Origin of the sequence: Nannocystis pusilla (assembly GCF_020073745.1) — a bacterium.
Lineage (GTDB): Bacteria > Myxococcota_A > Polyangia > Nannocystales > Nannocystaceae > Nannocystis > Nannocystis radixulma.
In genome coordinates, this window is the sequence record NZ_JAIRAU010000056.1 from 12991 (window position 1) to 27559 (window position 14569).

Here is a 14569-nt window from a genome sequence, read left to right on the forward strand (position 1 = left end):
CACGGACCTCGTGGCCGTTCGGACATGTTCGAACAGCCATGTCCTATAAAAAATGTCCTAATAGACATGTCCTGAGAGACCGGCGCCGGCGAGCGGGCGGGTGACGGCCACGGGGGCGCCGTCGCGGTAGCGCAGGACCTGGCCGCGGACGGCGGGGACGCGCGGGCCGGGGGTGATGATGCCGACGAGGTTGAGCGGGTCGACGGCGGCGACCTCGAGGTCCTCGGCGTCGGCGGGGACGCGGCGGAGGGCGGCGAGGGCCTCGACGGCCTCGGGCAGCGCGAATTGTTCGCCCTGCTGGCCGGCGACGAAGCGGCCGCCGCGGATCTCCCCGCGCGCCTCGAGCCGGCGGTAGACGTCGAGGAGGGCGCGCCACGGCGGCGCGCCGGTCTCGCGGGTGAGCAGCGGGCGGGTGACGACGCCGTAGCGGCGCAGGTAGAGGCGGGCCAGCTCGACCGGGCTGCCGTCGCCGAACGGATCTGGCTTGTCGGACAGGTCGCGGGCGAGCAGCGACCAGCGGCCGCGCAGCAGCCGGCGCGCGCCCTTGCGCGGATCGGTGGTCTCGCACAGGGCGCGCAGGCCGGCGAAGCCGTCGCTGGTGATCGCGCCGGCGCGCGCGAGCTCCCACAGCGCCTCCTCGAGGTCGTCGTGGCCGGCGCCGAGCGCCGCGCGCAGGTCGGCGGCGAAGGCGGCCCCGCGCTCGAGCACGCCGGCGACGTCGCGGGCGAGCTGGGACAGGTGCGGCCACTCGCGCGCGGGCACGCTGCTCGGGGCGACGAGGATCGAGGCGTGCTCGCGCAGGAACAGGGCGACCTTGCCGGCCCCGCGCGGGAGCTCGCCGGGCTCGAGGCCCTCGGCCGGCAGCGGCGACAGGCGGCCCCAGGCGACCTCGCCGGCGAGGCACAGCTCGTCGAGCCAGGCCGGGTCGTAGCCGCGGACGCGGCGCGGCAGGACGTCGCGCTCCCACGATTGCGCCGGCAGCTCGAGGCCCTCGAGTTGTTCGATGACGCGGAGGAGGCCCTCGGGGCCGTGCAATTGCGTGCCGGCCTGGACGTGCTGCCAGCGGGCGAGGAAGCGGACCAACTCGGCCGGGGCGACCGCCCGCACCTCCTCGCGCAGGCGCCCGAGCGTGAGCCGGTGGATCCGCTGCAGCAGGCGGCGCTCGCACCATTCGGGCTCGCTCGTGGTCCGCGCGGTGAAGCTGCCCTGGAGGACGATGCCGTCGAGCTCGAGGCGGGCCAGCGCGCCCTCGGTGTCGGCGCGCGTGAGGCCCAGCGCGGCCGCGAGGGCGCCGGCGGTCAGCGGCGGGGCCGTCTGCACGTAGGCGCGGACCAGCCGCAGCGCCGCCTCCTCGGGGTCGACGGCGCCGGCGAGCGCGGGCGGGAGGGCGATCGCCGGCTCGATCGCGGCGGTGGGCCACAGCGCGCGCGCCAATGGGATGACCTCGGCGGCTATGTACAATGTCTCATGGGACATGTCCCCGGAGGCACCCGCAGGCGGGCGCCGCAGCTGGGCGGCCCGGCCCGATCGCAGCAGCGCGGTGAAGTGCGGGGCCCACTCGGGGCGGGCGGGCAAGAGGCGCGGGGCGCACAGGAGGTCGTGCAGCTCGTCGGCGTCGCGCGGGCCGGCGGGGCCGTCGACGGCGACGGCGGCGACGACGGCCTCGATCGCGCGCGGGTCGAGGCCGAGGAGGTCGCCGCCGCGGAGGGCGAGCTCGCCGGGGCGGGCGGTCTTGACCTGCCGGGCCCAGCGCTCCTCGAGCGGGGCGTCGTCGAGGAAGGCGAAGGGGTTGGCGGCCAGGATCCCGTGCGAGAACGGCGAGGGGGCGACGGTGTCGCGCGAGACGGCGGTGATCTGTCCGCCGTGAAGGCGGCGCAACATGGCCTTGAGGCCATCCGCGTCCATGGCCTCGTGGAGGCAGTCGCGGGTGGTCTCGTGCACGAGCGGGTGGTCGGGCGGCTCGATCGTCTCGCCGCCGTGGTTGTCCTGGCAGCCGGCCTGGGCCGGGAACACGGCGGCGAGCAGGTCGGCCGAGCGCATGCGCAGGATCGGCGGAGGGGTCCGGCGGCCGCCCTGGTGGCGCAGCACCGCCAGCGAGCGGGTCACGTTCCACCGCCAGCGGGTCTCCCACATCGGCGACTGCAAGGCCGCCTGCGTCAGCGCCTCGTCGACCGCCTCCTCGTGGAGGAAGTGGAAGATCGCGTCGAGCGGGAACGAGTGCTGCGGGCCGAGCGACAGCAGCACGGCGTCGTCGGTGGCGGCCGCCTGCAGCTCGAAGTCGAAGGTGCGGCAGAACTTCTTGCGCAGGCCCATGCCGAACGCGCGGTTGATGCGGGCGCCGAACGGGGCGTGGATGATGAGCTGCATGCCGCCGGCCTCGTCGAAGAAGCGCTCGGCGACCAGGCACTCCTGGGTCGGCACGGCCCCCAGGGCGCGCGCGCCCTCGGCCACGTAGGCGATCGCCTGGTCGATGGCCGGCTGCGACAGGCCGCAGTCGTCGGCCAGCAGGGCGCGGGCGCGGTCGTCGTCTGACCCTTCGAGCATGCCCCAAAGTTCTTGTCGCAAGCCGGCGACCTCGAGCGACAGCGCCTCGCTGCGCGCCAGGCCCTCGCCGTTCCAGAACGGGATGCTCGGCGACTGGCCCCTGGCGTCCTCGACGCGGACCCGGCCGGCCTCGACGCGGCGGATCTTCCACGCGTGCGAGCCGAGGCGGAACACGTCGCCGACCATGCTGTCGATGGCGAAGTCCTCGTCGACGGTGCCGACCACGGCCTCGCTGGTGTCCTCGACGACGGTGTAGTCGGCCTTGTCGGGGATCGCCCCGCCGGAGGTGAGCGCGGCCAGGCGGGCGCCGCGGCGGCCGCGGGCGCGGCCGTGGATCCGGTCGAGGTGGAGCAGCGCGCCGGCGCGGCCGCGGCGGGTGGCGATGCCGTCGCCGAGCATGGCGACGACCTGGTCGAAGTCGCGGCGGGTCAGCGCGGCGTACGGCGCGGCCCGGCGCGCGAGGGCCCACAGCGCCTCGACGTCCCACTCCTCGGCGGCGCAGGTGGCGACGAGCTGCTGGGCGAGGATGTCGAGCGGGGCCTCGCGCTGGACCGGGCGATCGATGCGCCCGGCCTTCATCGCCCGCACCGCGGCGGCGCACTCGATCAGGTCGTCGCGGGTGGTGGCGAACACCCGGCCCTTGGGCGTGCCGCCGACGGCGTGGCAGGCCCGGCCGATCCGCTGGCGCAGCACGGAGATCGAGCGCGGCGAGCCGACCTGGACCACGAGCTCGACGTCGCCGACGTCGATGCCGAGCTCGAGCGAGGCGGTGGCGACGACGGCCTTGAGCGCGCCGGTCTGCAGCTTGTGCTCGACCATCTGCCGCGTGCGCTTGGCCAGCGCGCCGTGGTGCGCCGCGACCACGCCCTCGCCGAGCCGCTGCTCGAGGTCGTGGGCGATCCGCTCGGCCAGGCGCCGGCTGGGCACGAAGATCAGGGTGGTGCGGTGCTCGCCGAGGTAGGCCTCGATGCGGGCGTAGAGGTCGTCCCACGCGCTGCGCGAGGCGACGGCCGACAGCGTCTCCTGCGGCACCTCGACCGCGACGTCGAGCGGCTGGCGCCGGCCGGCGTCGACGAGGTGGCACGGGCGAGGGCGCGGGCTGTCCTCCTGGGCATGTTCGCGTAGATATGGTCCATAGGGCATGTTCTGAAGGACATGTCCTTGGAGATCGTGGCCGACGAGGAAGCGGGCGGCCTCGGCCGGCGGCTCGACGGTGGCGGACAGGCCGATGCGCTGGAGCTTGCGGCCGCACAGGGCGTCGAGGCGCTCGAGCGAGAGGGCCAGGTGGGCGCCGCGCTTGTTGCCGACGAGGGCGTGGATCTCGTCGACGATGACCTGCTCGCAGCCGGCCAGGATGGTGCGCCCGCGCTCCGAGGTGAGCAGGAGGTAGAGCGACTCGGGGGTGGTGATGAGGAGGTGCGGCGGCTGGCGGAAGATCCGCGCGCGCTCGGTGGCGGTCGAGTCGCCGGTGCGCAGGGCGGTGCGGATCGTCGGCAGCGGGGTGCCGAGCGCGGCGGCGGCGGCCTCGATGCCGCGCAGGGGCTGCTGCAGGTTGCGCTCGACGTCGGCGCCGAGGGCCTTGAGCGGCGAGATGTAGACGATCGCCACGCCCTCCCGCAGCTCGCCGGCGAGGCCGCGGCGGACCAGCGCGTCGACGCCGGCGAGGAAGGCCGCGAGGGTCTTGCCCGAGCCGGTCGGGGCCATGACGAGGGTGTCCTCGCCGCGGCCGATCGCGGCCCAGCCGCGCCGCTGGGCCTCGGTCGGGCCGGCGAACCGCTCGCCGAACCACCGCGCCACCGGCGGGGAGAAGGCTGGCCCGCAGGACAGGTGCGAAGGGACAGCCGAAGAGGCGCTCGCGTCGGCGTCGGCGAGGCGCGGGTCGACCCGGGGGAGCGCGGAATCGTCCGTCACCGCGGCACGATAGCGCGAGGCTGATTGGATGTACAGTGCGGCCACAGGCGCTGCAGCGGCGAGCTCGCGACTCGGCGCCCGGCCGCCCTTGCGAGCGGCGCGAGCGCCGAGCGGTTCACGGCTGCGTGAGCGCCGAGAGGTTCAGGGCGCCTCGAGCGAGACGAGCAGCTCGTAGTTCGGCGAGGAGAAGCCGAACGTCGAGTAGCTGACCTTCACGTAGATGTCGCCCTCGGCCGCGATCGGGTCGCTGATGTGGTCCTCGTGGTAGTCGTCGTCGGACGACTCGCCGCCGAGCGAGGTGAGGCAGTCGCCCTCGAACACCTCGACGACGGTGTCGGTGTCGGGGTCGCCTCCCTGGGTGACGACGTGCACGACCTGGCCGACGTCGCCGGCGCCGGCCGTGAACTTGAACCAGTCGACGTCCTGGACGTCGGGCAGCGACGCGAGGGTGGTCGACGGCAGCGTGATGTCGTTGGCCTGGGCACACTCGTTGTTCGGCTCGGTCTCCGGGGGCGGCGGGTCCTGGGAGGTGACGGTGATCGTGTAGTCGTAGTCGACGTAGCCGGTGTTGTCCCAGAACACCAGGTAGTACGGCTCGACCGCCTCGCTGTTGACGGTGATCTCGTTGGTGTACGCGATGAGATCGGCGAAGCTGCCGCTCGCGGGCAGGACGATCACGCCGGGGGCGGCGTCGGGATCGTCGCTGGTGATCGTGAAGGTGACCTTCTGGTTCTCGGCCGGCGGCGTGAACGTGTAGAGATGGGTCTCGAGCGGATCGACGACCGTGCCCATCGCCTCACCGACGTCCAGGACGACCGGATCGCGGGCGACGAGCTCGAGCGAGGCCGGCGCGATCGACGAGATCTCGGCGCCCGCGGGGCCGCTCAACACGCCGAGGTCGTAGGTGCCGGCGGCCACCGGCACGTCGACGAACATCAGGTAGCTGAGGTTGTAGATCTGCAGGGCCTCGAGCTGGCCGTAGATGCCGGGGTCGCTGCCGCCGAGGGCGATGTTCGGCCAGGCGAACGGCTCGAACAGGCCGTCGCCGGTCTGGGTGGTGTCGAACGGGGTCGACAGGTCGAGCTGGCTGGCGTCGCCGACGAGGATCGAGCCGGGCGCGAGCGTGCCGGTGATCGGCCCGAGCGCGAGCGGAGCCTCGACCTTGAACGCACCGGCGTACACCACGTCGCTGCCGCCCTCGCTCACGGTGACGTCGCGGGCGCCGATGGTGGCGCCGAGGTCGACGGTGATGTTGGCCTGGATGCCGGTGGGGCTGGCGACGGTGAGGCTGTTGACGGTGATGCCGTCGCCGAAGTCGACGGCGGCGGCGTCGGTCCACTGGGTGCCGAAGCCGCTGATGGTCACGTCGAGCGTGCGCTCGAGGAAGACCTTGCCGGGCGCGATGCTGCTGATGCTCGGGTCGCTGCCGGGGCCGGGCTCTCCGGGCGGTCCGGGCGGGCCTTCGGGGCCGGGCTCGCCGGGCTCGCCGGGCTCGCCGGGCTCACCGGGCTCTCCGGGCGGGCCGGGCACGCCGGTGGTCGGCAGCTCGTCGGTGTCGGAGTCGGTGCCGGCGGAGTCGGTGCCGTCGGAGTCGGTGCCGCTGTTCGCGGTCGAATCGCCGCATCCGATCGTCATCAGCGGCATCAACGTCATCGCCGTGACGAACCAACCCAGGTGTCTATCCCTATTTCGTGAAGTCATCATGTGGCCGGCGAGTGTAACGAAAACTCCACGCGCGCGCGACGGATTCTGCGAGCGGTCCGATCGACCCCGGTCGCGCACGGCCTGCTGGGGCCAGTCACATTCGCCCGCGCGGCCGCGCCCGCGGACAGGTGTCGGCGCGCGCCAGCGCCCCGATATGTCTATCCAGACATGTACAAACAAACAGGAAATCTCTCGGCCGGGCGTCCGGTCTCGCGCCATGGGCGCGGCCCGAGGAGGATCGCTGCGGCGGCCGTGAATGAATGTTCAGACATGTCCTTACGGACACGCACCGTCCCAGCCGGCGACCGAGCCCTCGGCGAATTCGGCGACCAACCGGCCGGCGAACGGGCCGGTGCACGGGGACCAGGTGCGACCGCCGTTGTGCGACTCCACCCAGGTCTCCGCGACGACGTGCGGCTCGCGGCCCTGGTGGGAGGCGCGGCGGATCCGGACCCCGGTGGCGGCGCCGTCCTGGAACACGGCGACGGCGAAGGCGGCCTCGGGGGTGCCACCGTCGGTCCCCTCCGCGCCCGCGACGAGGTGCTCCTGGACCACGAGGTCGCGCCCGTCGACGCGCGCGACCAACTCGAAGCCTCGCTCGCCGTGCGGGCGCAGGGCGAAGGTCGGCGGGTCGCGCGGGAGGGCCGCGGGCTCGCGGGTGAGCTGCTCGGCGCGGGTCTTGAGGGCGCAGGCGTGGCGGCTGAAGCCGTCCTCGATTTTGCCGAGCGGCAGGAAGCGGATCAGGCGGCCGGTGAAGCGTTCGCGGGTGAACCAGCGGGTCCGGCCGTCGGGCAGCGGCTCGACGCGCTGCACGCGGGTGGCGCGGACCAGGCCGAATGCGGGCAGCAGGCCGGTGAAGCGGTAGGCGAGGCAGCCCGCTCGGGCCTCGGCCGGGGCGACGAGCTCGGTGATCTGCTCGCCGGAGCTGGCGGTGGTGCCGTCATTCCAGCGCACGTGGAGGCGCATGCGGCCGTCGAGGGCGACGGGGCCCTGCTGCTCGATGCGGACGATGAACGGGTTCCATTCGTGGTAGCGCGAGAAGTCGAGCATGACCGCCCATACGTGCTCGGGCGGGGCGTCGATGATGATGGTGACCTCGGCGGAGATGGCTGTCATGGCGCGCTCACGGGACGACGTCGGCCCAGACCTGAAGGTTGGCGTAGGTGGTGCCGTACCACGGATAGAAGCGATCCTCGACCGGACCGGGCAGGCCGAGGCGGACCACCGGATCGCGGGTGGCGGCGACGTCGATCGCGGGGAGCTCGGCGGCGACCGCCGGCCCGACCTGCTGGCCGCCGCTGTACACGGTGATCCGCGTGAGGTTCGGCCGGGCCTCGAGGATGATGTGCCACACCTGTCCCGGAGACCAGGGACCGGGGGTGTCGGCGGTGTACGCGAAGTGGTTGCCGACCTCGAGCCGGCTGGTGCCGGCGGTGCACGCGTCGCGCGCGCGATCCATCGGGTGGTAGAAGGCGGTGGCGAACACCTTGCCGGCCGGCTGGGTGCCGAACACGGAGGCGATGCCGAGGAACTCGGGGCAGCCCTCGGGATCCATCGCCGCGATCTCGTCGAGGTTGGCGAGCGTCTGCAGGTCGAACTCGATGCGCACGCAGTTGAAGCCCTGGCCGGGCTGGAGGAACGCGGCCTCGTAGACGCTGCCGTCGGTGGTGGCCCACAGCAGCGGGCCGGGGCGGTCGAGCACGAGGGCGTCGTTCGGGCACGGACCGGCGTCGACCGGGCCGTCGGTGGCTTGCTCGGTCGCGGCGGTGGTCGGCCACGGGACGCTGGTGGCCGTCGGCGCGTCGGTGGTGGTGACGGGGACGTCGCCGGTGCCGGTGGTGGTGGTCCCCTCGCTGGCCGCGGCCGCGGTGGCGTCGTCGGTCGTGGTCGCCGCGGTGCCGTCGCCGCCCGGCCGCAGGCCGCCGCCGCAGGCCAGCAGTGTACTCAAGGACAGGTTGAAAAGAACATGGCGCATGGGACAGGATGCCGCCGCGCCGGGGCCGACGGGCCGCACCAGTGTATGCGGCCCGCGGCGGGCGCGGCGGCTCCTGCTGCGTGAGGATGGAGGGGATCGCGGACGGCGTCGCCGCGGCGCGGGCGACCCCGAGCACCTAGAAGCGGATCAGCACCCCGCCGGGCGAGACGCCGAGGCGAGCCATGCCGCTGTAGCGGTTGTGGCGGGCCAGGCGGGACGAGTAGATGATCGCGGGGATGATCGAGGCGACCGTGAGGGCGCCGAAGATCGGGGCCGCGATGGCGGCGGTCCGCCGCTCCTGGCTGCAATCCATGACGCGGGTGCGGTCGGCCTCGTCGCAGGCGCGCAGCATCGCCAGCGGGACGGCGGTGCCGGCGATGCCGATGCCGGTGAGCACCCACGAGACGGCGGTCTGGGCCTTCAGCTTCCGCCGCTCGCGCTCCCACTCGTCGGCGGCGATCCGCGGCGGACGGATGTTCTGCGGCGGCGGGGTGGCGAGCGGCGGGCTGGCCGACGAGGGCGTGGTCGGCTCGCTGTAGATCGGCTCGGTGACCGGGTCGACCGCGCGCGCGGCCAGCAAGGCGGGCGCGAGACCGCCCGAGTAGCCCGGACGCGCCGGCGCCGGCTCCCGGGCGACCGCGACCGTCGAGGTGGTGAAGATGAGCACAGTCAGGACTGTACGGACCAACATGGTTTCAGTCTCCTTGCCGTGACGGCGAGAGAATCGATCGCAATGGGCTGACCATGCCGTCGCAATCGAGGTCGAGCCCGGCAGGCGCACGCCGCAGCGCCGAGGTGCGGCGGCCGAGGCCGTCGCCGCCCGATCGAGCGGACACGTGTGTCTCCTGCGAGCATGGGTGAGGGTCGATTCGCTGTATGTGCCGATTCACCGCGGGGCACAAACTGACATGTATGCGCGCGGGCCGGAGATCGCGTGGCGACAATGAAGAATGCGAGCGAATGGCGGTTCACCGCGGGGGCCCGGCGTCCGCCCGCCGGGCCGCGGCGGATGGCGGCGCCCGGCGCGGCCGCTGCGTCGACCGCCGCTCCCTCGCCCGGCCGCGCGGCGAGGGGAGCGGACCGTGAATGATAGGACCACGCCCGGGGCCTCGCGTGAGGCTCCGGGCGGGGATGACGGCGGTGCGAGCGATGCAGGGGAGCGGCCGACCGGCGCGGCGCTCGCCTACGATCACTCGATGGCGACCATGAGCTCGTAGTTCGGGGTGGTGAAGGCGGCGCTCGAGTGCGTGACCTTCACGTACACGTCCCCGGCGGCGACGATCGGGGTGCTGTAGAAATCTTCGTGGTAGGCGAAGTCGGGCGACGGGCCGCCGAGCGAGGTGGTGCAGTCGGACGCGAACACGTCGACCAGAGTGTCGGTCGTCGGGTCGCCGGGCAGGGTGCGCACGTGCACGAGCTTGCCGACGTCCTCGGCGGTGGCGGGGAGCACGTACCAGTCGACGTCGCCGGCGTCGCGCAGCGAGGCGGCGGTGGTCGACGAGGCGGCGATCCGCATGGCGTGCGCACAGTCGTCGTTGGGCTCGGTCTCGGGCGGCGGGGGGCCGGAGGTGGTGACGTTGATGTTGATGCCCTGCTCACCCGCGCCCCAGGCGTCCCAGTAGATCACGTAGAGCGGCGAGGCGGCGGTGGTGTTGACGATGACCGTGGAGTCGACGCCGATGAGCTCGGCGAAGCTGCCGCTGGAGGGCAGGACGGCGATGATGGGCGCGGCGGCGGCGTTGTCGGTGCTCGCGACGAAGGTGGTCCGCGTCGGCTCGTCCGGCGGGGTGAACGAGTACAGCCGGGTGCCGAACGGGTCGACGATCGTGCCGGCGTTGTCGCCCTCCACCAGCGGGATGGGGGCGCGGGTGACGATGGGGAGCCCGCCCGGCAGCGACGACGTCACCTGCGAACCCTCGGGGCCGCTGACCACGGTGAGGTCGTAGCCGCCGGTGGTCACGGGCACGTCGACGAGCAGGGTGAAGTCGAGGTTGTACAGGTTCGCCGCCACGTAGTCGGTGCCGATCCCCGGGTTGTTGGTGGTGAGCACGTTGTTGAGCGGGTCGAACGGGGTCGTGAGGTCGCGCTGCCCGAGGGTGCCCATGACGATCGACCCGGAGGCCAGGGTGCCGCGCAGGCTGGTCCTCGCCAGCGGCGACTCGACCTTGAAGGCGCCGGTGTAGACCGCCTCGGTCTCGCCGTCGCGGACGACGACGTCGCGGACGCCGAGCCCGGCGCGGCGCTCGATCGTGAGGTTGGCGACGATGCTGGTGGGGCTGGCGAGGTGGACGCTGTTGACGGTGATGCCGTCGCCGAAGTCGACCTCGACGGCGTCGGTCCAGCGGGTGTCGTCGCCGCTGATGGCGACGTCGATCGTGCGCTCGAGGAAGACCCGGTTGGGGTTGATGCCGCTGACGCTCGGCTCGTCCAGCTCGCGCTCGGCGGGGGTCGCGAGCTCGTCGACGTCGCGGGGGGCGCCGACTCTCGCGTGCGGCGGCAGGAGGCTGGTGAATGGGCCGCGCGGAGGGGTCCCCGCGTCCGTCGCCGCGTCGGCGACCAGCAGGGTCAGGAGGGTGAATTCCAGCATGATTTCATTCTCCTCACAGCGACGGCGAGGCCCGGTCCGGCAATTCGAGACCGACTCCTCGCATTCGCGGTAGAGCCCGACAGAGTGCCCGTTGCACCATCGTCGGCCGACGCCGTGCCGCGAATCGAGCGGTCACGAGCGCCCTGCAGGCAGGTTGAGCGTCGCTCCCGGTATGGGTCGAGTGGCGACGGCGAACAATCTGACATGTACGGCGCGCCGCGACGGCCATTGTCGGGTGGCGATGAAACTGCGAGTCCGCCGGAGTTCGGGCGCTCGCGCGACGCTTGCTCGAGCGCCCCCAGCGAAGGGCCGGCGCCCGGACCGCTGGGCGACGGGGGGCGAGATCGAAGGTCGCGCGGCCGTCCGCTCGCGGACGTCGCGGGCCTGCCGGCGTCGCGTCAGGGACGGGCCCGGCGGGCCCGCGGCGGCGTCACGCGCGGACGCACGGCGGGCGAGCGGGGCTCAGCGGCCGATGCCGGCGTAGCGGAAGCCGAGAGCCTCGACGTGGTGGCGGTCCCACTGGTTGCGGCCGTCGAACAGGAAGGGTCCGGCCATGATCCGCTTGAGGCGCTCGAAGTCGGGGCTGCGGTACTCTCGCCATTCGGTGGCGAGGATCAGGGCGTGGGCGCCCTCGGCCGCGTCGTAGGGATCGGCGGCGAGGGTGCAGGCGGCGGCGACGTGCGGGCTGAGGCCGGCGAGGAAATTCTTGCCGGCCTCGGGGTCGTGCAGGCGCAGGCGCGCGCCGTCGCCGACGAGGGTGCGGACGATCTTCAGCGCCGGGGCCTCGCGCACGTCGTCGGTGTTGGGCTTGAACGACAGGCCCCACACGGCGAAGGTCTTGCCGGAGAGGTCGCCCCCGAGCTGCTGGCGCAGCTTGCGGACGATGACGAGCTTCTGCGCCTCGTTGATCCGCTCGGCGCTGGCGACGATCTCGAGCGAGTGGCCGAACTCGCGGGCGGTGGTGAGGAGGGCGCGGATGTCCTTGGGGAAGCACGAGCCGCCGTAGCCGACGCCCGGGTAGAGGAACTTGTTGCCGATCCGCGGGTCGGAGCCCATGCCCCGGCGCACCAGCTCGATGTCGGCCCCGAGCGCGTCGGCGAGGTTGGCCATGTCGTTCATGAAGCTGATGCGCGCGGCGAGGTAGGCGTTGCAGGCGTACTTGGTGAGCTCGGCCGAGCGCGCGTCCATGAACAGGATCCGATCGCTGGTGCGGCAGAACGGCTGGTAGAGCCGGTGCAGGACCTCGCGCGCGTGGGGGTCGTCGGTGCCGACGATGACGCGGTCGGGGTGCATGAAGTCGTCGACCGCGGCGCCCTCCTTGAGGAACTCGGGGTTCGAGACGACGGTGAACGGCACGCGCGTCTGCTCGCCGACGATGCGCGTGATCCGCTCGGCGGTGCCGACCGGCACGGTGCTCTTGTCGACGATGATGGTGGGCCGGGTGATGTGACGCCCGATCTCGCTCGCGGCCTGGTAGAGGTACGAGAGATCGGCGCTGCCGTCGGCGGCGGTCGGCGTGCCGACGGCGAGGAAGACGACGTCGCCGTGGACGGCGGCCTCGGCGTTGCTGGTGGTGAAGCGCAGGCGCCCGGCCTGGATGTTGTGCTCGACCAGCGGCTCGAGGCCGGGCTCGAAGATGGGCAGCTTGCCGGCCTTGATCGAGTCGATCTTGGCGGCGTCGACGTCCGCGCACAGAACGTCGTTGCCGTAGTCGGCGAACACCGCGGCGGCGACGAGCCCGACGTACCCTGTACCGATGACGCTGATCTTCATGAGGCGCGCGGGAGGATACTAAAACGCCGTCTCGCGTGCTATGGTGGCGGATGCCCGTGGCGACGCCGAGCGAGCCGAGCGAACCCGCCGAGATCCCTCGGGCCAGCGCGGCCTCACGCTTCGTCTACCTGCTGCCCGTGATCGGCGCGCCGCTCGGGATGGGCGCGGCCCTGTTCGCGTCGTTTGCGATCGCCAGCTGGCACGTGACGCACTCGGCGATCGTGCAGGTCGAGCCGCAGTGGGTCGCCGGCGAGCCGGTGGCGGCCCGCGTGCAAGTGCTCGACGGCGACGGGCAGGCGGTGCCGGACGCGCAGGTCGAGGTGACGCTGCGCCGCGGGGAGGAGCGCGCGCCGCTCGGGACGCTGCGCGACGCGGCCGCGGTGGGGACGGCGCAGGGCCGCCTGACGGCCCCCGCGTGGGCCCCGGGCCCGGCGCAGCTCGAGCTGGCGATCGCGGCGCACGAACAGTTCCGCGAGGTGGTCGACGTCGAGCTGGTCGCGTCGCGCGCGCTCCGGCGCGGGACGCCGACTGTCTCGGGTTCGACGAAAAATTACGCGGACGACACCGAATCGCAGCCCGAGAAGCTGCGCATCGTGCTGCGCCCGCTGGGCCGCCTGGCGGCGGGCTTCGAGAACGCGCTGGTCGCCCGCGTGACCGACCCCGAGGGGAAGCCCCACCGCGGACCGGTCGAGGTCCGCCTGCTCGACGGCGAGTTCGGCCCGCACAAGGCGAGCCGCGACGCGCCGGTGGTGGTGAGCCGCGGCGAGACCGACGCCGCCGGGCTGGTCCGCATCGACGGGCTGCTCGCCACCGACGTGGTCCGCTTCGAGGTGCGGGCCCTGGCTGGTGAGAAGGACATGTCGTCAGAGGCAGGTGCGAAGAGCCCTGGCGCTGAGGACATGGTGAAAGGGGCAGGTACGAAGGGTCAGGCTGCGACGGGCGCGGGGACGGGTGGCGCCGGGAAAGAGGGCGTGGGGAAGGGCGCGACTGGGCAAGAGAGCGCGGAGAAGGGCGCGGCCGGGCAAGAGGGCGCGGAGAAGGGCGCGGCCGGGCAAGAGGGCGCGGGGAAGCGCGGCGTGGAGAAGAGCGGCGCCGGGGAAGAGGGCGCGGAGAAGGGCGCGGCGACGGGGGTCGCGGACGAGGGCGCTGCAGAGACCGCGGCGGCGGGCGCGGGAAACGAGGGCGCGGAGGCGCCGGCGATCGCGGCGCGGAAGTTCCGCTTCGTCAGCTTCGCGGGGGCGGTGACGGTCGATGCGACGCCGCGGACGGCGGGGGTCGGCGACGCGCTGACGATCAAGGCGCGCGGGCTGCGGCCGAAGCGGGCGGTGTTCGTCGACGTGCGCGGGCCCGACGGGGCGTGGGTCGACACGCTCGAGCCGCCGGTGGTCGGGCCGGAGCCGCCGCGCACGTGGTCGTCGGCGGGGCTGTCGGCGGGGCTGGTGCAGGTCGAGGCGTATCACTTCACCAACGCGCCCGGCGAGTCGTCGGCGCTCGCGCGGGTGGTCCTCGGGCCCGCGCCGGGACAGGGGCCCGCCCTCTCGCGCCTGCTCGCGCTGCAGCGCGAGCGGCTGGCGATGGCGCGGGTCGAGAAGGAGTTCGACGCGGGGCTCGAGGGCAAGTACCTCGACGCGCTGGCGACCGCGAGCCTCGACGCGGAGGCGCAGCAGCTGGCAGAGGCGTGGTTGATCGGGACGCTGCCGGTCGAGATCTACGGGCCGCCGACGACGCTGTCGACCCGCAATCGCGAGGACGAGGACATGGCCGCGTCGCGCCGGCTGTGGGCCGGCCGGGTGCGCTGGCTGCTGCTCGGCGGCGGGGGGCTGTTCCTGGCCGTGACGACGCTGCTCATCGTCGTCAGCCACCGCGGCGCGGCCGAACGCCTGGCCCGCGAGATGGTCGGGCAGGGGCCGGGGGTCGCGGCCGAGGTCCGCAAGGCCCAGCGCGCCGTGCTGTGGCGCGCGCTCGGGCTGCTGCTGTCGATGGCGTTCGGGCTGGTGCTGACGGCGGTGGTGCTCGACAAGCTGTTCTGGCAGACATGACCTGAAGGACATGCCCCGTGGGTCGAGGCGGCGGCC

Annotated in this window: 8 protein-coding genes; 1 reads left to right on the top strand and 7 read right to left on the bottom strand. The window is 73.3% G+C overall.

The annotated features are described in order from the left end of the window. Positions 1-57 precede the first annotated feature (57 nt). From K7C98_RS37850 to K7C98_RS37880, 7 genes are all read right to left on the bottom strand, one after another. Complete coding sequence (locus K7C98_RS37850) at positions 58-4455, bottom strand: DEAD/DEAH box helicase (protein WP_224196766.1); 4398 nt, start codon at positions 4453-4455, stop codon at positions 58-60. A 141-nt stretch (positions 4456-4596) separates the two neighbouring features. Next, a complete protein-coding gene (locus K7C98_RS37855) occupies positions 4597-6108 on the bottom strand; it encodes a hypothetical protein (protein ID WP_224196767.1) in 1512 nt (503 codons plus the stop codon). A gap of 327 nt (positions 6109-6435) precedes the next feature. Further along, positions 6436-7275, bottom strand: coding sequence for an SRPBCC domain-containing protein (locus K7C98_RS37860; RefSeq protein WP_224196768.1), 840 nt, complete (start codon positions 7273-7275; stop codon positions 6436-6438). Positions 7276-7282: 7 nt separating this feature from the next. Further along, positions 7283-8134: a hypothetical protein gene (locus tag K7C98_RS37865; protein WP_224196769.1), complete on the bottom strand. Its 852-nt coding sequence runs from the start codon at positions 8132-8134 to the stop codon at positions 7283-7285. A gap of 136 nt (positions 8135-8270) precedes the next feature. Next, positions 8271-8825 carry a hypothetical protein gene (locus K7C98_RS37870; protein WP_224196770.1) on the bottom strand — a complete coding sequence of 185 codons (555 nt, stop codon included), beginning with the start codon at positions 8823-8825 and terminating at the stop codon, positions 8271-8273. Positions 8826-9323: 498 nt separating this feature from the next. Continuing rightward, positions 9324-10721 carry a hypothetical protein gene (locus K7C98_RS37875; RefSeq protein ID WP_224196771.1) on the bottom strand — a complete coding sequence of 466 codons (1398 nt, stop codon included), beginning with the start codon at positions 10719-10721 and terminating at the stop codon, positions 9324-9326. A gap of 462 nt (positions 10722-11183) precedes the next feature. After that, on the bottom strand, positions 11184-12494 hold the full coding sequence (locus K7C98_RS37880; RefSeq protein WP_224196772.1) for a UDP-glucose dehydrogenase family protein: 1311 nt from the start codon (positions 12492-12494) through the stop codon (positions 11184-11186). A 56-nt stretch (positions 12495-12550) separates the two neighbouring features. Here K7C98_RS37880 and K7C98_RS37885 point away from each other — a divergent pair, with 56 nt between their 5' ends. After that, positions 12551-14533, top strand: a complete 1983-nt coding sequence (locus K7C98_RS37885) for a hypothetical protein (protein ID WP_224196773.1) — start codon at positions 12551-12553, stop codon at positions 14531-14533. The last annotated feature ends 36 nt before the right edge of the window (positions 14534-14569 follow it).

Coding starts and splice junctions, on each gene's coding strand:
- K7C98_RS37855 (WP_224196767.1), bottom strand. CDS start 6,108: ATGACGTTGATGCCGCTGATGACGATCGGATGCGGCGATTCGACCGCG.
- K7C98_RS37860 (WP_224196768.1), bottom strand. CDS start 7,275: ATGACAGCCATCTCCGCCGAGGTCACCATCATCATCGACGCCCCGCCC.
- K7C98_RS37865 (WP_224196769.1), bottom strand. CDS start 8,134: ATGCGCCATGTTCTTTTCAACCTGTCCTTGAGTACACTGCTGGCCTGC.
- K7C98_RS37870 (WP_224196770.1), bottom strand. CDS start 8,825: ATGTTGGTCCGTACAGTCCTGACTGTGCTCATCTTCACCACCTCGACG.
- K7C98_RS37875 (WP_224196771.1), bottom strand. CDS start 10,721: ATGCTGGAATTCACCCTCCTGACCCTGCTGGTCGCCGACGCGGCGACG.
- K7C98_RS37880 (WP_224196772.1), bottom strand. CDS start 12,494: ATGAAGATCAGCGTCATCGGTACAGGGTACGTCGGGCTCGTCGCCGCC.